We start from the raw sequence: 19,035 nt of genomic DNA on the forward strand, positions 1-19,035 counted from the left end.
TAATTTTTATAATATCATACGCTGAGTATTTTTTCAATTACAATCAGCCACTTCTTATTGTTTATCTTCCTCTGTTACATGAATGCTAAGCTCATCCAATTGAGTAGCACTAACCTTACTTGGAGCATGTGTCATGAGATCGGAAGCAGATGCTGTTTTAGGGAATAATATGGTATCCCTTAAGTTCGCTCTCCCAGCGAGCAACATAACAATTCTGTCTAAACCTAAAGCGATTCCACCATGTGGAGGTGCTCCATATTCAAGTGCCTCGAGAAGAAAACCAAACTGTTGTTCAGCTTTTTCTTTTGTAAATCCAAGCACTTTGAACATCTTATCCTGTTGCTCTCGAGTATAGTTACGCAGTGATCCTCCACCTAATTCATAACCATTTAGAACTAAATCATAGGCATGTGCACGAACACTTGCCGGATCTGTCTCCACCTTATCTAAATCTTCTTCAAAAGGCATAGTAAATGGATGGTGAGCCGCAAAATATCTTTCTTCTTCTTCATCGTATTCAAGCAGTGGCCAGTCAGTGACCCATAAAAAGTTAAATTTAGATTCATCAATTAAATTAAGATCTTTCCCAAGTTTTAAGCGTAAAGCTCCTAAGCTATCATAAACAACAGAAGTCTTATCAGCCACAAATAACAATAAGTCACCATCATTTGCATTGGCTCTTTCTACAATCTTTTCTTTTTCTTTATCAGATAAAAACTTTGCAATAGGACCTTTGATTTCTGTATTCTCTATTTTTAGCCATGCTAAACCTTTTGCCCCGTATACTTTTACATAATCAGTTAGCTTATCAATATCTTTTCTCGAATAATGGGATGCTCGGCCTTCCACCTTTAACAAACTAACTTTTCCACCATTTTCAACAGCGCTTTGGAAAACTTTAAATTCAGAGTCTCTTACAATATCAGCAACATGGATTAACTCCATGGCGAAACGTGTATCAGGTTTATCCGATCCAAAACGTTCCATAGCTTCCTTATAGGTAATAGTTGGCAGCGGAAGTGAAATATTCATGCCTTTCACTTCTTTCATTAGGTGATGCATCATTTTTTCAGTCATTTCCATAATTTCTACAGCTGTCATAAATGAAGTTTCAATGTCTATTTGCGTAAATTCAGGTTGACGATCAGCCCTTAAATCTTCATCTCTAAAACAACGTGCAATCTGATAATATTTTTCAAAGCCACTTAACATGATGAGTTGTTTAAATAACTGTGGCGATTGCGGTAAAGCATAAAACTCACCTGAATGTACACGACTTGGTACTAGATAATCGCGTGCTCCTTCTGGAGTACTTTTAGTTAAGATAGGCGTCTCCATCTCTAAGTATCCATCATCATTTAAAAAGTTGCGAACTTCATGAGTGATTTGATGGCGTAATTTAAAGGTTTCTTGTAATGTACTTCGTCGTAAATCAATATAACGATATTTTAATCTCAAATCTTCAGAGACATCCGATTCTTCCTCAATTAAAAATGGTGGTGTCTTCGCTTTATTCAACACGGAAATATTTGAAGCCATAACTTCGATATCTCCTGTTTTCATCGTGCTATTAATTGTACTCTCTTCACGTTTGACAACTTTACCTGCAACTTTAATAACATATTCACTACGTACTGTCTCAGCTATAGCTAACGCTTCTTTAGAAAGATCTGGATTAAATACGACTTGAACTATCCCAGATTTATCTCGTAAATCGATAAATATAAGGCCACCTAAATCACGGCGTTTCTGAATCCAACCTTTGAGCAGCACATTCTTTTCAATGTGCTCTTTCCTTAATGTACCTGCAAGAATTCGTTCACTCATTTCCCATGTCCTCCTAAAAGTTTATTCTGCATATAATCGATTAACTTATCTAATTTAACTTCCTCTTGATGTCCCGTTTCCATTTCTCTTATATTGATAATATCTTTCTCTAACTCATCATCACCAAGGATTAGAACGAATCTAGCGTTATAACGGTTGGCCGCTTTAAACTGCGCCTTCACTTTACGTCCTTGATAATCTTTATCGATTTGAATACCATGTTGTCTTAATTCGTGAACGATTTTGATTGCTTCCTTTTCTGCTTTATCTCCAACAGCAACTATGAAAGAATCTAGTTGTTCTTCTTTGATAAATTCAATATTCTCTGCTTCTAATGCCATAAGTAATCTTTCCAGTCCCATTCCAAAACCAATTCCTGGAGTATCAGGACCACCTAATTCTTCAGTAAGACCATTATATCTGCCACCACCAGTTAGTGTTGTGATTGCTCCAAATCCTTTAGCTTCACTCATAATTTCAAATGCTGTATGATTATAATAATCTAGACCTCTCACAAGATTAGGATCAACCTCGAAGTCGATATTCATCATTTCCAAGTAATCTTTCACTTTCTCAAAATAGGTTCTAGACTCATTGTTTAAAAAGTCTAAAATAGATGGCGCACTCTTCATTGATGGATGATTCATGTCTTTTTTACAATCAAGTATCCGTAATGGATTTGAATCAATCCGAAGCTGACAGTCCTCACACAATTCTTCTTTCACAGGAGTAAAATGATCTACAAGTGCCTTTCGGTAATTCAATCGACTTTCTTGATCGCCTAAAGAATTAATAACTAGCTTGAGTGACTTGAGCCCTAATTCTTGATAACATGTCATAGCTAAATCAATCACTTCCGCATCAACCGCAGGATCTGGACTTCCTAAGACTTCAACGCCAAATTGATTTAACTGGCGCATCCTCCCCTGTTGTGGTCGCTCATAGCGAAACATTTGCATAAAATAATAGAGTTTAACTGGCTGATTGGGATCGCCATATAATTTATTTTGCACAAATGCCCTCGTAACAGCGGCCGTTCCTTCAGGCCTGAGTGTTAGACTTCGATTCCCTCTATCTTTAAATGTATACATTTCCTTTTGTACTATATCCGTTGAATCGCCCACTCCCCGTTGAAATACCTCAGTATGTTCAAATAATGGTGTTCGGATTTCTTTATAATGATATCTGTCACAAATCTTTCTAATCTTATCTTCAACGTATTGCCACTTTTTCGCATCCTTCGGTAAAATATCTGTTGTCCCACGAGGTGCTTTCATTTCCGACATTTAATTCCCTCCTGTTTTTGAAAATCAAAAAACTCTCGTCCCTATAAAAATAGGGACGAGAGTTTTCCCGCGTTGCCACCCCAGTTGTTACATAAGTAACCACTTCCACAGTTAACGCCTGCAAAACGTCCATATCTACTATATAATTTCGATATGTCTCCTAGGGAATGTCTTTCATTAATCCATCACGTAAAGATGCTTTCAGCCTTTTGACATCTTCTCTCTGCACATGTGGGTTTAATTACTTTTTCCTTAACGGGATTTTAATTATATTTTCAGTATGTCCATTTATTTATTGATTAATGACTATATGTTAATGAATCCATTTGTCATTGTCAAGTTCTTGTTACTTTTTTCTTTAATGCTTTTACTTCACCGATAGAAATCCCTAATTCTTCAGCTATTTCCATGTGATTAGCTGAACCTTCCATTTCCAAAAACCGATGAAAATTCACTCCGAATACATCTTTGTTTTCTTTCGCATACCAGTGATTATGTTCTATCCGCATTGTCATCCTCCTCTATTCTAGGTTTTCCAATAATGTGGAATTTATTAGAGAAGGAATACGGAATTTACGTTATACAATTATTAATAAGATTTTTATTTATCAACACTATCCAATATAATTGTGACTGGCCCTACATTTGTTAACTGAACATCCATCATAGCTCCAAATTTCCCAATTTCAACTGTGACTCCTTCTTTTTCAATCATTTCATTGAACTGCTCATATAAATCATTAGCTTGTTCAGGAGGTGCTGCTTTGACAAAACTTGGACGTCTCCCCTTTCGAGTATCTGCATATAATGTGAACTGAGATATGGAAAGAACGCTCCCCCCCACATCTTTTAGAGACAGATTCATTTTCCCATCTTTATCTTCAAATATACGCATATTTGTAATTTTATTAACGAGATACTTTGCATCTTCAACTGTATCCTCATGGGTTACACCAACAAGTAAAACTAAACCATTTGCAATCTTTCCTATAGTTTCATCTTCTACCTTGACGCTTGCATCTTTTGCACGTTGAACAACAACTTTCATAGTTCAATCTCCTTCTATATCTATTGAATGGTTCGAGTTACAGTATAAATATCTTTTATCTGCTTAATTCGGTCAACAACCTTATGCAAATGAGCAATATTATTAATAAGAATTGTTATTTGTATGGTAGCCATCTTATTTCTATCAGATCTACCATTAACATGCGTAATATTTGTTTTCATTTCATTAACTGATTGTAAAACCTCGTTGAGCAATCCACGACGATCATAGCCTGTTATTTCTAAATCAACATGAAATTGACGTTGGGGCAAATGGTGCTGCTTCCAAGCTACATCAATATAACGTTCCTTAGCTTCCTCTGTTTGTGCATTCGGACAATCCGCTCTGTGTACTGAAACACCTCGTCCTTTTGTAATATATCCGACAATTTTATCCCCTGGAACAGGATTACAGCATTTTGATAGACGTACAAGGAGATTATCAACACCTGCCACTTGCACGCCAGAATCTTTTTTACCCAATTTACTTTTAGAAGTATCAGACTTTACAACTTCTTCAATTGTTTCTTCTAGATCTTTTTCCTTTTCCTGTGTTTTGCGAATATTGTCAGTAAGTCGAGTGGCAATTAGTGCAGCTGTTATTCCTTGGTAACCGACGGCTGCGTACATATCATCTTCACTAGTAAAATTAAACTTTTCATTCACACGATTAATATTCTCATGCGTGAGAACATCTTTTGGTTGAAGATTAAGAGCTCTTATTTCTTTGTAAACAAGCTCTTTTCCTTTCAGTATATTTTCTTCTCTTCGTTGTTTTTTGAAGAATTGTCTTATTTTATTTTTAGCTTGGGTCGTTTGTGTAATGTTTAACCAATCTTGAGATGGTCCATAAGAATGTTTGGAAGTCATTACATCAACAATGTCACCGTTTTTTAGTTTATAATCGAGAGGTTCCATTTTTCCATTGACTTTAGCTCCAATTGTTTGATTACCGATTTCTGTATGGATACGATAAGCAAAATCAATCGGTATAGACCCAGAAGGTAATTCAATTACATCACCTTTTGGTGTAAATACATAGACCATATCTGAAAAGAAATCTACTTTAAGAGATTCAATAAATTCTTCCGCATCTTTTGTTTCATTTTGCCATTCTAAAATCTCTCTAAACCAACTAAGCTTTTCTTCAAACGATTTTTCATTTTTACTAACTTGCTTACCTTCCTTATATGCCCAGTGAGCAGCAATACCATATTCTGCTATTTCATGCATCTCTTTTGTCCGGATTTGGACTTCTAGTGGATCACCTTTAGGTCCAATGACAGTCGTGTGAAGCGATTGATAAAGATTCGGCTTTGGCATTGCAATGTAATCTTTAAAGCGTCCGGGCATAGGTTTCCAACACGTATGGATAATTCCTAAAACTGCATAACAATCTTTAATACTATCAACAATTATTCGAACAGCTAACAGATCATAAATTTCATTAAATTGCTTATTTTGCTTAACCATTTTTCTATATATACTATATAAATGTTTTGGTCTACCAGACATTTCTGCTTCGATGTGAACTGTTTTGAGCTGGCTTCGCACTTCTTCTATGACTTCTTCAATATAGGATTCTCGTTCAGCGCGCTTTTGTTTCATTAATTGCACAATACGATAATATTGCTTTGGATTTAAATATCTTAAAGCTGTATCTTCTAGTTCCCATTTGATTGTTGAAATACCTAGGCGATGTGCTATTGGAGCAAAAATTTCTAATGTTTCATTAGATATTCTTCTTTGCTTTTCAGTAGGAAGGTGTTTTAAAGTTCGCATATTATGCAGTCGATCCGCTAATTTAATCAAAATAACACGGATATCTTTAGCCATTGCTACAAACATCTTACGGTGATTTTCAGCTTGTAACGCTTCTTTTGATTTATATTTAATTTTACCTAATTTTGTAACGCCATCTACGACCATTGCTACTTCTTCGTTAAACGCTTCACGTAAATCATCAAGCGTCACATCGGTATCTTCAACCACGTCATGTAAAAACCCACCTGCAATTGTAACAGGATCCATTTGCAAGTCTACAAGTATGTTTGCAACTTGTACAGGATGATTGATATAGGGTTCTCCCGACTTGCGGTACTGCTCTTTATGTGCATCTTTAGCAAAATTATAAGCATGCCGGATAAACTCTATATCCCCTTCTGCTAAATAGTCACTAGCTTTTTCTATAATATTCTCTATCGTTACAATTTCATTTTTGGCCATCTAATCACCTTAATCCGTTATATAAATATACACTTTCTAATAGTATCGAAAACTTTTTATAAAAAGTAAAGTAAAAAATCTTATATGTAATTATAATAATAGGCCTAACGATTTGTGACATACGTTAGACCTTAAATACTTCTTTAAAATATTAGTAGCTCATTAATGAAAGAACATCGTATCCTTCCAATTTCTCCATCCCATTTAAATATGATAATTCAATTAAAAATGCACACCCGATGACTTCACCGCCGAGTTCTTCAACTAGTTTGATTGTAGCCTCAATGGTTCCCCCTGTTGCCAGCAGATCATCCGTGATTAAAACTCGTTGACCTGGTTTTATGGCATCCTTATGGATTGTAAGTACGTTTTCACCATATTCTAGACCATAATCAACTTTGATCACTTCACGGGGAAGTTTTCCTTCTTTACGAACAGGAGCAAAACCTATCTCAAGCGCATAAGCTACAGGACAACCAATAATAAAACCACGTGCTTCAGGCCCTACTATAATGTCAGCTTTTTTTTCTTTCGCAAAGTCAACTATTTCATTGACAGCTGAACTAAAAGCTTTTCCGTTATCCATTAACGGAGTGATATCTTTAAATTCAACGCCTTCTTTAGGCCAATTATCTACTATTTTAATATGTTTTTTATAATCCATTGACTACTTCCTCCTTGGTTGTTTCCAAAGACATGAAACTTGCAAATAAACGATGTAATTCATCGATGGTTGAATAGTATAATTGTTTTTCCATATCTGCTTGATTCAGTCGATTTTGATATAAAGTTGACGCCTTTAAGTCGTTTTTTTGTGGGGTTGGATTTAATGTTAAAACTCCCTTGTCTATATTAACAAATTTTAGTTCTAAAAACACTTTTGACATAAAAATTATATTTTCTTTCGTCCAACCCTTAGTATCCATTATTAATTGCAGTTCATTATTTAAGTCAATCGATTTCCTCTTCATCAACTGAGCATACAGCCACTTAAAATCATCTCTTGATGGAAAGGTGGCAAGGTAAGTACTCTTTTCAATATAAAAACACAGATGAATTTGTGTTGGTTTTAAATGTTCAATTATCTGCTTAAGGTTCGACATGTCGGGCGGCAAGTCAAAAAGATATAATGCGTCAGTTTGATTAATATCTTGAATATTAGTTAAATAATTAATTTGTTCAAGATCAGTGTTAGTTTCAGGAATATCGATAGGTTGATTACTGATGATGACATTACGATTATTTCTTTCAAAATAGGGTGCGAGATCAGTATTCCTTTTCCCACGATGATCAAAAATTTGCCAATCATCTATTTGTAAGTCTTTAATAACAACTTGTGGCTTTCGATTACCATTCCATTCATTGATATTTAATTCCCCTACAACCGATATAGATGCAGTTTCAGAAATATGAGCATATAACTCACCTAAACCAAAACCAATACCTTCAAGCAAGTAATTTTCATATTTAAACTGTATTTTTAAATGATTTTTTAAGTGCCCAAGTTGTCGGATATCCTTAGCCTTAGATTTGATACAGAAAAGAGGCTTTGGATTTGCCATGCCAAATGGAGCAAGCTGATCAATTTCTTCAACAAGTGCTTCATTAACTTCAGGGATATTTAGTTGCTTATTTACTTCTAGGATAGGTTTATAATCCTCTGATTTTAGCTGCTCACGAATAAGGCGATTTAAGCTTTCACTAAGACTTCTTATGTTTTCAATTGGTAAGCTTAGTCCTGCTGCCTGAGAATGTCCACCAAAATGGGTAAATAGATCTTTAACAGCCATACAATTCTCAAATAGATTAAAATTTGGAATGCTTCGCGCGGATCCTTTGGCACTACTCGTATCTTCATTTAAAGCCATAACAATGGCAGGCCGGTTAAACTTTTTTACTAATCTTGATGCCACTATACCTAAAACCCCTACATTCCATCCTTCTTTAGCGACCACAATCACATCTTGACCCGGTTCAACCATTTTCTCTGCTTCTTTGGCAATATTGCTTACAATTTGTTGTCTTTCCTTATTAATTTGCTGGACATCTTCCGCTAGTAATAAGGCTTCTTCCCTATCTTCTGTCATTAATAAATCAACAGCTAAGTCTGCATCTTGAAGTCTGCCAACCGCGTTTAGCCGTGGCCCAATTAAAAAACCAATATCTTCTTCTGAAACTCTCCCATCAAGATTGCATTGCTGTTTTAATGCAACTAATCCTGCTCTATTTGTTTTCGTTAATTGCTCTAGTCCGTAATAAACCAAAACACGATTTTCATTTACTAAAGGAACCATATCAGCAACCGTTCCGATAGCAACTAAATCCAATAAATGCTCCGGAAAATAACCAAGGAGGCACTCTGCCAATTTAAAGGCTACCCCCACACCTGCCAGCTCTTTGAATGGGTATTCAGGTGAGCACTTCGGATGTATAACCGCATATGCTTCTGGAATCTCTTCCTGAATCTCATGGTGATCAGTAATAATTAAATCAATATCTAAACCTTTTGCTACTTTCGCTTCATTTATTGCGGCTATGCCTGAATCAACAGTAATTATTAAATCAAACCCTGCCGATTTCGCCCATTTAAAGGCAGCTTCATTTGGCCCATAGCCTTCAGTAAACCGGTTCGGTATATAAAAGTCGCAACTTGCATTTAACTCTTTGAGGGTTTTTAATAAAAGGGTTGTTGATGTAACACCATCTGCATCATAGTCACCATATACCAATATCTTTTCTCCACTCTCAATAGCCTGGTTGATTCGCTCAACCGCTTTTTTCATAGAGTGGATAAGTAAAGGATTATGTAAATATTTTAATTGTGGATTTAAAAATTCCCCTGCTTCTTTTATAGAAGTAATTCCACGTTGTAGTAGTAACTCTTTAATGACTGGAGATATATTTTGTGCATTTCCTGTGATTTCATCGTTAAATATAGTTTCAGTTTCAATGAATCTCCAATTTGATTCGCTTTGTAACATACATTCACCCCTGACTTTTCTATTATATCGAAGTAAAGCCGGGGGAGCAATTAGAATTAATTAGTTATCTTTTTACATTGTTTTTACTGTTCGCTGAGGATTGGTTTTTATTCGTTTTTACTTTATTCATCAATCCATGCTTTTTAAGAACATCTTTTATTTCTGTGTTTTCAGATTGGAGTGCCTTATTATCTCTTTGCAGTCTATATATTTTTATCATACCTGCTGCCCCTGTTATTAAGCCTCCCATTAAAACAGAAAATAAAATAACTAATATAAGTGGTGATTCTGCTGTTGCGAATAAGTAATTTACTTCCACTGGCGAGACATTGATGACCGCAAAAACAGCAATAATAATTACCAATATAATTGCTAAAATCGGATATGTTTGCCCCTTCATACCTAAATCGCTCCTCTCAAACGGTACTAATACTAAAATACCCTTTTATAAAAGAATTAAGCATAGTTTCTTAAATCTAGGAAAATACATACAACATCTCTTGCCATCTTGTTACATAGTAGATATAAACTGCGAAGCAACTTTACGGTGAATTTCTTCTATCCTACTAAATATGAGCGCTAGTACAACGCTACGGAAACACACTACGCTTTCCGTGGGTGGCTGGTGAGCCTCCGAATGCTAACGCATTTCGGGGTCTCACCTAGGCCTTAGCTCCCACAAAGGTTTTCGGTGGGGCGAAGCTTGCTGCAGCCCCAGGAGTCTCCGTGTGTTTCCTTCGCTAAGATAATTTTCTTTTTTGTAAGAGGAATTCCAGAAATTGGTAGTTAATAGGATGTGACTATTTAATAATCAAAAAATGTCAATCCAGCGTAGGCAGAATACGTAGACTCCTGCGAGAACAGCAAATGGTTTTCGATGGGACGAACGATAGTGCAGTCCCACGAGTCTGAAGACCCCGCAGCGGAGGGTTATTCCGCGAGGAGGCTGAGGCCGTGCCCGTGGAAAGCGAAGTATTCTGCCGTAGCGATGGTGTATGCACTCAATTTGCCAGAATAAAAAGATACACATTATTAATTGTCACTATGTCACAGTTTATGTATACTGTTCACCATTAATAGATCGGCTGTAACATAAAACCCCCTAAAGTTAGATATGATCTACCTTAGGGGGTTACCATGTAGGCTTGATAATAATTTAAGTTTAGACTTGTGGGCCTTCTACTCGTTTTTTCTTTCTGAAGTCTACTGGTTTTTTCTTGATATTTTTACCACGCCATACGAGCCATAACTGTGATGCGAGGAACAATGAAGAGTATGTTCCCATTAGTAATCCTATAGCTAAAGCAAGAGCAAATCCAAATATGGATTGAGCACCTAATATTAAGAAGGCTAAAACAGCAATTAAGGTTGTCACAGACGTATTAATACTTCGCGTAAATGTCTGTAGTAAGCTGTTATTTACGATTCTTGCTAGTTCTTTAAATGATTTAACTTGTTTCGTTTTACGTAAATTCTCTCTTATCCGGTCAAAAGTTACAATCGTATCGTTTATCGAATAACCGATAATGGTTAAAATAGCCGCCACTATGGTCACATCAAACTCGATACGAGTTATAGAGAATAGAACAAGCATGAAAAACGCATCATGAAGTAAAGTAATTATCGCCGTTATTCCAAAGAATAACTCAAATCGAATGGTGACGTATAAGATCATACCAACTGATGCTATCGCTACAGCCATCGCAGCATTTTTAACTAGTTCTTGTCCAACAATTGGTGAAACAACACTCACGTTAGGCTCATTTCCATACTTATCACCGAAGAATTGTTTGACTTCATTTACCTTTTCTTTGGACAACACGGTGTCAAAGCGACTAACCGCTATAACATTTTTATCACCTGAGATGACAATCGATTTGGCATCCAAACCTAATTCATCTAAACCGTCACTAATTTCTTCTGAACTAAGCGCATTGTCGGCTAACACCTCAACACGTGTTCCACTTGTAAAGTCAATACCTGGATTAAGTTGGAAAAGAGCGAGTGAAATACCTCCTAGCACAACCATCAAGGTGGAAGCTATAAAGAATTTCTTGCGATGCTGGACTACATTAACTTTACGATTCATAAATGTAGCTTCTTTTTCTTCTTTTGCGGCAATGTCTTTAATTGAGTCTTTCTTAACACCAAACCATGTTGGACGCTTTTTCAAAAATGGACTCTTAATCCAAAGTTGCATTAATAATCTTGTTCCAAACACAGCCGTTATGAAGCTGACTAAGATACTAACGATTAACATGGTCGCGAATCCTTTAATAGAACTTGTACCATAGAAGAATAGAATCGTTGCAGCTAATAATGTTGTAATATTAGCATCCAAAATGGTTACCAAGGAATTCTTAGTCCCAGCTTTAAACGAGGCAATAATTGACTTTCCAGATCGTATTTCCTCTTTAATCCGTTCAAATGTAATTACGTTGGCATCTACCGCCATCCCTACACCAAGTATTAAAGCTGCAATCCCCGGCAATGTTAACACACCGTTCATTAAGTTAAAGACAAGAAGTATTAAGTAAATATAGATACTTAAGTTAATAACAGCTATAAGGCCTGGAAAACGATAAACGACTAACATAAAAACAAAAATTAAACCTATCCCAATAATTCCTGCAAAAATAGTTTGATTTAGGGCTTGTTCACCAAATTGGGCACCTACCGACGTAGAATAAAGCTCTTCCATATTGACAGGAAGCGAACCCGAATTAATAATATCAGCTAAATATTTAGCAGATTCAACAGTGAAATTTCCTTCTATCATGACATTGGATGTATTCAATGTTTCAGATACACCTGGTGAGGAAACAAATTTAGGTTCATCTTTTTGTGCTTCTTCCGCAAAAGAATCTCCTTCTTGATAGTCCATCCAAATAACGAGTAAATTGTCTGGTGGTCCCATATTTTTAATTTTCGTCGTTACATCAGCAAATTTACTAGCATCCTTTAGTTGTAATGTCACAATCGGTGTATTTTTTTCTGGGTGGAAGTCCTGTTTAGCACTGCCTTCTTTAACATCGGAACCGTCAAGTAATTTATTGTCATCGACATCTCTAAAAGTAAGTCTAGCCGATGTTGCGAGCATATCTCTAGCTTGCTCTTGATCTTCAACACCTGCTAATTGGACCCTTATTCGGTCTTCTCCTTCAATATCGATATTGGCTTCACTTATTCCTAAACGGTCAACACGGTCGTAAAGCGTTTGAACCGTTCCTTCCATTAAATCTTTAGAAACTTTTTGATCAGAATCTACAGGCTCAACCTCATAGAGGATTTCAAAACCTCCCTGTAAATCTAAACCTAAATTAATATCTTTCATAATTCCTTTAGATGTCGTCCCAATCAATCCTGCAAATAAAAGGACGATTAGAAAAAAAACAACAATTCTACCTCTATTTTTCATTGACTGATTTCCTCCTTACCAGGCTACAACTTTCAATATATGTAAATCCAGCACTTTATTTTCCCCCCATAACTGCTTGGATTGAAGACATTAAATTTGAATCATCTTTATAAGCATCGACTGTCAGGTAACTCATAAAAATAGGGCCACTAAGATGAAAAATATCTTGAGTAACCTCGTGCAATCGCTTATGAGGAGTTCCCTTCCAAACCTTTTCCTGTAAGCAAGTCCAGATGTTCTCAATAGTCGCTTGATTATAACCCATTAGATGGAACTCTTCTACTTTACTTTCCAGGGCTGGTATTAGTTTTTCTCTCCACTCTTCAACCGATCGTTCTGCCTCCATTATAATCCCCCTCACTGGCGTTTCCAAAATAAAAATACCTTCTTGTCATGCTTGGACCACTCATATGCATATATATATCATTGTATAGCAAAATTTATTTTTTGAGAAGGTAGGTCTTCCAAGTTGTCAAAACAAACATTTTTACAAGGCACTATAACTTTAATTATAGCAGGAATGATAACTAGGTTTCTAGGATTTATTAACCGTTTAGTAGTAGCACGACTTATGGGTGAGGAAGGGGTGGGTCTTTACATGATGGCTCTTCCTACCTTGTTTTTAGTTATCGCTCTTACACAATTAGGTCTACCTGTAGCTATTTCAAAACGTGTAGCCGAGGCAGAGGCACAAAATGACGGGGCGAAAATTAAACGAATTCTAGTTGTTTCTCTTATTTTAACCGGCTCTGCGAGTGTCTTTTTCACAATCGGTATGATCCTTGTCTCACCTATCATTGCTAATACATTTTTAACCGACAGCCGGACAGTTTTCCCTTTAATAGCCATAAGTCCTATTGTACCTATTATTGCCTTATCCTCAGTAATTAAAGGTTACTTCCAGGGAAAACAGAACATGAAACCCCAAAGTTATGCACAGGTCATTGAGCAAGTTGTAAGAATTACATGTGTCGCTTTATTTGTGAAACTTTTGTTACCACTCGGAGTTGAATATGCCGCTGCAGGTGCTATGTTTAGTGTCATCCTTGGTGAAGGTATTTCTTTACTCTATATGTTTTGGCATTTTAAAAGAAATAAACCTTTTAAAATTAGATACCGATTCTTTTCCTATTTAAAAACGAGTAAAGATACGATGAAAGAGCTTTTTTCAATTGCATTACCAAGTACAGGCAGCAGATTGATAGGTTCTTTTTCAAACTTTTTAGAGCCTATCATTGTAGCTCAAAGTCTAGCTATTGCTGGATTTTCCAGTGTGCTTGTTACAAAGCAATATGGAGAATTAACTGGTTATGTTATGCCCTTGTTATTTTTACCTACATTTATTACACATTCACTAGCAGTCGCGCTTGTTCCAAATATATCTGAAGCAGACGCGAGTAGAAATCAACCATTAATCCATTATCGAATTCATCAATCCATTCGAATTTCATTTGCTTCAGGGGCAATTGCCACAGTCGTTCTCACACTTTTTGCGGCCACTATATTAACATATATGTATGGAACAGGGAATGCAAGTTATTTTTTAGTTTTAATGGCACCTTTTTATATATTACTTTATATCCAATCTCCTCTTCAGTCAGCACTCCAAGCTCTCGATCTAGCAAAACCTGCTATGTGGAATAGCTTAATTGGTTCAGTCGTTAAATATACTGTTCTCTTTTTATTAGCTTCAAATAGAGCAATTGGAATATATGGTGTAGCAATTGCAATGTGTGTGGGCGTTGTCTTAATAACATTACTACATTTATTTACTTTAAGAAAAGCGATTCAATTTTACATTCCATTCATTGATATTTGTAAAATGATTTTGTTATTAGTACTTACTTGGTGGACTGGTAGTATGTTAAAAAACATCTATCTAAAAACAGACCCGAATATATTCATATTTGTACTGATTCTTCTCATTTTAAGTATCATTTATATTGCCTATCTATTTCTTTTGCGATTTATTTCAAAAGATGAGCTTAAGCAGATACCTTTTATTAATAAATGGCTTTAATTTTAATTTTTTTCGTCTTTTTTTATAAAATTTGAATAGACTATTAATAATTTAGGACAAAAATAGGGGGGATACATGTGTATAATCAAAAGTTTACAGGAATTCTATACGGCTGGATTATTATTTTAGGGTTAACATTTATCGCTAGCGTTTTATTGGCCTTGCTATTAAAGTTCTCATCATTCAATGAACCGACCCTTTCATGGGTAACTCTTGTGATCGGACTCATTTCTCTATTCACAGGGGGACTAGTAGCAGGTATCAAAGGGAAAGCCAAGGGATGGATTGTTGGTGGAATCACTGGTGCAGGTTTTACTCTATTTACATTTCTAGTTCAGTATTTAGGCTATAAACAAGGTTTTTCTTTGGAGCAAATGATTCATCATGCAGGATATATTGCTGTTGCCCTGCTTGGTGGAGTCGTCGGTGTAAATGTGTTTGTTGAAAATAGTGAAAAATAATAATGGAATATATTCCATTCAAAAAGGATGTCCCATCTGTTGTAAGTGGACATCCTTTTCGAATATTCATTATCATTCTTCGCTTTTAACTTCACGAATCGCCGTACGATCGTATGTAAGCTTAACGCCTTCGTCTGATTCGAGAACAACCGTTCCTTCATCAATCGCATGGATAACACCATGAAACCCACCAATTGTGATAACGGATTGTCCTTTTTCAAGTGAATCTTGCATTTCTCTAACTTGCTTTTGTCGCTTTTGTTGTGGACGAATAAGCAAGAAATAAAAGATGGCAAACATCAATACAAGCATAATCAAAGGGGATAATGCACCAGCATCCATATCTACCCCTCCTTCCTTAAAAGTTTCTTGCATTCGGTTGATTCAAACCATATTGTTCAAAGAATGCTTCTTTAAAGTCTCCAAGTCGATCTTCTTTAATCGCCTGTCGTACTTGTCTCATCAATTTTAACAGAAAATATAGGTTATGATAAGTAGTAAGTCTAAATCCAAGTGTTTCATTGCACTTAATTAAGTGGCGGATATACGCACGCGTGTAGTTTTGGCATACATGACAATCACAATTTTCATCAATAGGATTAAAATCTTTCGCATATTTAGCATTCCTAACAACCAATCTGCCATTTGAAGTCATACATGTTCCGTTACGTGCGATTCTCGTTGGTAAGACACAGTCGAACATGTCAATGCCACGAATTGCTCCATCAATTAAAGAGTCTGGCGAACCAACGCCCATTAAATAACGAGGTTTGTCGTTAGGAAGTAATGGCGTAGTGAATTCCAACATTCGGTTCATAATATCTTTTGGTTCCCCAACAGATAAACCACCAATCGCATACCCTGGAAAGTCGAGGGACGTAAGGTCTTTAGCACTGAGCTCTCGTAAATCTTCATATTCTCCACCTTGGATAATACCGAATAATCCTTGTTCATTTGAACGCTCATGAGCTTCGAGACATCTTTCTGCCCAACGTGAAGTTCTTTCAACAGAGGCTTTCATATAGTCATGTGAAGCTGGATATGGTGGACATTCATCAAAAGCCATCATAATGTCTGAACCTAGTATATTTTGGATTTGCATTGCTTTTTCAGGTGATAGAAATAGTTTTCTTCCGTCTAAGTGACTTCTGAAATGCACACCTTCTTCTTTAATTTCTCTACGTTCGCTTAAGCTAAACACTTGAAAGCCACCTGAATCCGTTAATATGGCCTTATCCCAATTCATAAATTTATGAAGGCCACCTGCTTCTTTAATAACTTCTTCCCCAGGTCTTAACCACAAATGATACGTGTTAGATAAGATAATATTAGCTTCCATTGATTTTAAATCTTCAGGACTCATCGTCTTTACAGTAGCTAATGTACCGACAGGCATAAAGGTTGGTGTATCGAATGAGCCGTGTGGGGTATGAACACGTCCAAGTCTTGCACCTGTTTGTTTACATGTTTTAAATAATTCATATGTTATAGGTGTCGTCATCTTATTTCTTCCCTTTCTAAATTATTAACATAGCATCTCCGAAACTAAAGAATCGGTATTGTTTCTCGATAGCTTCTTCATAAGCAGATAATATAGTCTCTCTTCCAGCAAATGCACTGATCATCATGATAAGACTTGATTTAGGTAAATGAAAATTGGTAACTAATCCGTCAATCGCCTTAAATTGATACGGTGGATATATAAAAATATCTGTCCAACCACTCTTCTCAACAAATGAACCATCATTATCTCGGGCGATCGTTTCTAATGTTCGTGTAGATGTCGTACCAACTGTTATAATACGCTGGTTGTTTTCTCTCGTTTTTGTAAGTATATCTGCAGTTTTTTGAGACATATGGTAGAATTCCGAGTGCATATGGTGCTTGTCAATCTCCTCGACATTCACAGGTCTAAATGTGCCAAGTCCAACATGCAATGTTATAAACTCCACTTTTACTCCCATTGCTCTAATCTCTTCTAGCAGTTCATTTGTAAAATGTAACCCAGCAGTTGGAGCAGCAGCAGATCCCTTTTCTTTTGCGTAAACCGTTTGGTACCTTTCCTGTTCAGACAGTTGTTCCTTTATATAAGGGGGCAACGGCATCTCACCTAGTGCTTCCAATATTTCATAAAAAATTCCGTCATAAGAGAACTCCAATATGCGACCGCCATGTTCCTTTATTTCAATACAGGTTGCTTCAAGTTTACCATTTCCAAAGGTTAGCTTCGTTCCAATTTTAACTTTTTTGGCTGGTTTAACTAAAACCTCCCACCTATCATCTTCTTGTTGGTGTAATAGAAGGATCTCGATTTTTGCTCCTGTATCTTTTTTTGCCCCATACAACCGTGCTGGTAATACCCGGGTATCATTAAGAACTAAACAATCACCTTCTTTTAGGTAATCCTTTATATCTTTAAAATGTTTATGCTCAATTTTTTTCGTTGCTTTGTCAAGGACTAACAACCGAGATGCGGTACGGTCTTTAAGTGGTGTTTGAGCGATAAGGTTTTCTGGTAGATTAAAATCAAATTCTTCAATACGCATAATAAACTCCTAACTAACAATTCATCTGAATTTACTAATGATAACCATAACAATTGATAAAATAATGCTAACAACAATTGACGTCATAATCGGAAAATAGATCGTTGTCTTCCCTTTTTTAAAAACAATATCCCCTGGTAATTTTCCAATAATAGACCATAATAAACCGATCAGTAGAAAGACGATACCAAGAAATATAAATACTTTTCCAACATTCATTTTTTATTCATTCGCTTTCAAGCCAAAATGATGATAGGCCTTTGCCGTAACAACTCTGCCCCTTGGAGTTCGTTGTAAAAATCCAATTTGAAGGAGGTAAGGTTCATAAACATCCTCAATCGTTTGAGACTCCTCTCCAATGGTTGCAGCAATTGTATCTAGACCAACTGGCCCACCTTTGAAGCTTTCAATAATACTCTTCAATAGTTTGTGATCTATATGATCAAGTCCAATCGTATCTACTTGAAGCATATTTAAAGCTAATTGTGTCGTTTCAAAGCCAATTTCCTTTTCACCTTTCACTTGAGAGATATCCCTTACGCGCTTCAATAATCGGTTAGCAATTCTAGGCGTTCCTCTTGAGCGTTTTGATATTTCATCTGCCGCTTCTTGAGAGATTGCCGTTTCAAATATCTCAGCGGTTCGGTCGATAATAGCACATAAGTCTTTTGCTTCGTAGAATTCCAATCGACTTAGCACACCAAAACGATCACGAAGAGGTGCTGACAAGAGTCCCGCCCTTGTCGTTGCTCCTATCAATGTGAATGGAGGCAAGTCAATCCTAACTGAACGGGCACTTGGACCAGTACCAATGACAATATCTAAGAAGAAATCTTCCATAGCTGAATATAAAACCTCTTCAACAGTTCTTGGCAAGCGATGTATCTCATCAATAAAAAGGACGTCTCCTGGCTCGAGCGATGATAATATAGCAGCAAGATCTCCAGCTCTTTCGACTGCTGGGCCTGAAGTGGACCTGAATTGAACTTCCATTTCATTGGCAATAATAGCAGCCAACGTTGTTTTACCAAGTCCAGGTGGTCCATAAAGCAATACATGATCCAAAGGTTCATTTCGCATTTTCGCAGCTTCTATGAATATTCTCAGGTTTTCTTTAACTTTATGTTGGCCGATATATTGTTTTAAAGAAGTTGGTCGTAAACTAAGCTCTATGCCAGCATCCTCTTCTTGTTGCTCGCCCGTTACCATCCGTTCTTCCATTA

Annotated in this window: 17 protein-coding genes and 1 other annotated feature; of the genes, 2 read left to right on the forward strand and 15 right to left on the reverse strand. The window is 36.3% G+C overall.

Translation table 11 applies throughout. From position 1 onward, the window contains the following. Positions 1-54 precede the first annotated feature (54 nt). The 10 genes from aspS to KQI49_RS06615 all read right to left on the reverse strand — a co-directional run bounded on the left by aspS (position 55) and on the right by KQI49_RS06615 (position 13,131). Entirely contained in the window at positions 55-1,827 is a 1,773-nt protein-coding gene (gene aspS, locus KQI49_RS06570) for an aspartate--tRNA ligase (RefSeq protein ID WP_216487573.1), read from the reverse strand. Further along, entirely contained in the window at positions 1,824-3,104 is a 1,281-nt protein-coding gene (gene hisS / locus KQI49_RS06575) for a histidine--tRNA ligase (RefSeq protein ID WP_216487655.1), read from the reverse strand. The genes aspS and hisS overlap by 4 nt, the downstream gene beginning before the upstream one ends. Before the next feature lie 57 nt (positions 3,105-3,161). Next, positions 3,162-3,379 (reverse strand) — a binding site (T-box leader). Between the two features lie 69 nt (positions 3,380-3,448). Further along, the gene (locus tag KQI49_RS06580; RefSeq protein ID WP_216487574.1) at positions 3,449-3,622 is read right to left on the reverse strand and encodes a hypothetical protein; all 174 of its coding nucleotides are present in this window, start codon (positions 3,620-3,622) and stop codon (positions 3,449-3,451) included. Positions 3,623-3,714: 92 nt separating this feature from the next. Beyond that, positions 3,715-4,161 (reverse strand): D-aminoacyl-tRNA deacylase, encoded by a 447-nt coding sequence (dtd, locus tag KQI49_RS06585; protein WP_216487575.1) that lies wholly within the window; start codon positions 4,159-4,161, stop codon positions 3,715-3,717. A 20-nt stretch (positions 4,162-4,181) separates the two neighbouring features. After that, complete coding sequence (locus KQI49_RS06590) at positions 4,182-6,386, reverse strand: RelA/SpoT family protein (protein ID WP_216487576.1); 2,205 nt, start codon at positions 6,384-6,386, stop codon at positions 4,182-4,184. A gap of 151 nt (positions 6,387-6,537) precedes the next feature. After that, positions 6,538-7,050, reverse strand: a complete 513-nt coding sequence (locus tag KQI49_RS06595; RefSeq protein ID WP_216487577.1) for an adenine phosphoribosyltransferase — start codon at positions 7,048-7,050, stop codon at positions 6,538-6,540. Further along, positions 7,040-9,367, reverse strand: a complete 2,328-nt coding sequence (recJ, locus tag KQI49_RS06600) for a single-stranded-DNA-specific exonuclease RecJ (RefSeq protein WP_216487578.1) — start codon at positions 9,365-9,367, stop codon at positions 7,040-7,042. Before recJ ends, KQI49_RS06595 begins: the two co-directional genes overlap by 11 nt. Positions 9,368-9,431: 64 nt before the next feature. Continuing rightward, positions 9,432-9,767 (reverse strand): LapA family protein, encoded by a 336-nt coding sequence (locus KQI49_RS06605; protein WP_216487579.1) that lies wholly within the window; start codon positions 9,765-9,767, stop codon positions 9,432-9,434. 762 nt (positions 9,768-10,529) lie between these two features. Continuing rightward, a complete protein-coding gene (gene secDF / locus KQI49_RS06610; protein ID WP_216487580.1) occupies positions 10,530-12,785 on the reverse strand; it encodes a protein translocase subunit SecDF in 2,256 nt (751 codons plus the stop codon). 55 nt (positions 12,786-12,840) lie between these two features. Beyond that, positions 12,841-13,131 (reverse strand): post-transcriptional regulator, encoded by a 291-nt coding sequence (locus KQI49_RS06615; RefSeq protein WP_216487581.1) that lies wholly within the window; start codon positions 13,129-13,131, stop codon positions 12,841-12,843. Positions 13,132-13,254: 123 nt separating this feature from the next. Between KQI49_RS06615 and spoVB the strand changes: the two genes are divergently transcribed. Continuing rightward, positions 13,255-14,805, forward strand: a complete 1,551-nt coding sequence (gene spoVB / locus KQI49_RS06620; protein WP_216487582.1) for a stage V sporulation protein B — start codon at positions 13,255-13,257, stop codon at positions 14,803-14,805. A 77-nt stretch (positions 14,806-14,882) separates the two neighbouring features. Then, positions 14,883-15,266 (forward strand): TIGR04086 family membrane protein, encoded by a 384-nt coding sequence (locus KQI49_RS06625; protein ID WP_216487583.1) that lies wholly within the window; start codon positions 14,883-14,885, stop codon positions 15,264-15,266. Between the two features lie 72 nt (positions 15,267-15,338). Here the strand turns inward: KQI49_RS06625 and yajC are convergent, their stop codons facing one another. The 5 genes from yajC to ruvB are packed head-to-tail and all read right to left on the reverse strand — an operon-like array spanning position 15,339 to position 19,033. Beyond that, positions 15,339-15,608, reverse strand: coding sequence for a preprotein translocase subunit YajC (gene yajC / locus KQI49_RS06630; protein ID WP_253286700.1), 270 nt, complete (start codon positions 15,606-15,608; stop codon positions 15,339-15,341). A 16-nt stretch (positions 15,609-15,624) separates the two neighbouring features. Further along, on the reverse strand, positions 15,625-16,767 hold the full coding sequence (gene tgt / locus KQI49_RS06635; RefSeq protein WP_216487585.1) for a tRNA guanosine(34) transglycosylase Tgt: 1,143 nt from the start codon (positions 16,765-16,767) through the stop codon (positions 15,625-15,627). 16 nt (positions 16,768-16,783) lie between these two features. Beyond that, on the reverse strand, positions 16,784-17,812 hold the full coding sequence (gene queA / locus KQI49_RS06640; RefSeq protein WP_216487586.1) for a tRNA preQ1(34) S-adenosylmethionine ribosyltransferase-isomerase QueA: 1,029 nt from the start codon (positions 17,810-17,812) through the stop codon (positions 16,784-16,786). A 21-nt stretch (positions 17,813-17,833) separates the two neighbouring features. Beyond that, positions 17,834-18,031: a DUF2905 domain-containing protein gene (locus KQI49_RS06645; protein WP_216487587.1), complete on the reverse strand. Its 198-nt coding sequence runs from the start codon at positions 18,029-18,031 to the stop codon at positions 17,834-17,836. A 3-nt stretch (positions 18,032-18,034) separates the two neighbouring features. After that, positions 18,035-19,033: a Holliday junction branch migration DNA helicase RuvB gene (gene ruvB / locus KQI49_RS06650; protein WP_216487588.1), complete on the reverse strand. Its 999-nt coding sequence runs from the start codon at positions 19,031-19,033 to the stop codon at positions 18,035-18,037. Positions 19,034-19,035 lie beyond the last annotated feature (2 nt).

Source organism: Virgibacillus sp. MSJ-26 (genome assembly GCF_018918075.1).
Classification (GTDB): Bacteria; Bacillota; Bacilli; order Bacillales; family Amphibacillaceae; genus MSJ-26.

Coding starts and splice junctions, on each gene's coding strand:
- aspS (WP_216487573.1), bottom strand. CDS start 1,827: ATGAGTGAACGAATTCTTGCAGGTACATTAAGGAAAGAGCACATTGAA.
- hisS (WP_216487655.1), bottom strand. CDS start 3,104: ATGAAAGCACCTCGTGGGACAACAGATATTTTACCGAAGGATGCGAAA.
- KQI49_RS06580 (WP_216487574.1), bottom strand. CDS start 3,622: ATGCGGATAGAACATAATCACTGGTATGCGAAAGAAAACAAAGATGTA.
- dtd (WP_216487575.1), bottom strand. CDS start 4,161: ATGAAAGTTGTTGTTCAACGTGCAAAAGATGCAAGCGTCAAGGTAGAA.
- KQI49_RS06590 (WP_216487576.1), bottom strand. CDS start 6,386: ATGGCCAAAAATGAAATTGTAACGATAGAGAATATTATAGAAAAAGCT.
- KQI49_RS06595 (WP_216487577.1), bottom strand. CDS start 7,050: ATGGATTATAAAAAACATATTAAAATAGTAGATAATTGGCCTAAAGAA.
- recJ (WP_216487578.1), bottom strand. CDS start 9,367: ATGTTACAAAGCGAATCAAATTGGAGATTCATTGAAACTGAAACTATA.
- KQI49_RS06605 (WP_216487579.1), bottom strand. CDS start 9,767: ATGAAGGGGCAAACATATCCGATTTTAGCAATTATATTGGTAATTATT.
- secDF (WP_216487580.1), bottom strand. CDS start 12,785: ATGAAAAATAGAGGTAGAATTGTTGTTTTTTTTCTAATCGTCCTTTTA.
- KQI49_RS06615 (WP_216487581.1), bottom strand. CDS start 13,131: ATGGAGGCAGAACGATCGGTTGAAGAGTGGAGAGAAAAACTAATACCA.
- yajC (WP_253286700.1), bottom strand. CDS start 15,608: ATGGATGCTGGTGCATTATCCCCTTTGATTATGCTTGTATTGATGTTT.
- tgt (WP_216487585.1), bottom strand. CDS start 16,767: ATGACGACACCTATAACATATGAATTATTTAAAACATGTAAACAAACA.
- queA (WP_216487586.1), bottom strand. CDS start 17,812: ATGCGTATTGAAGAATTTGATTTTAATCTACCAGAAAACCTTATCGCT.
- KQI49_RS06645 (WP_216487587.1), bottom strand. CDS start 18,031: ATGAATGTTGGAAAAGTATTTATATTTCTTGGTATCGTCTTTCTACTG.
- ruvB (WP_216487588.1), bottom strand. CDS start 19,033: ATGGAAGAACGGATGGTAACGGGCGAGCAACAAGAAGAGGATGCTGGC.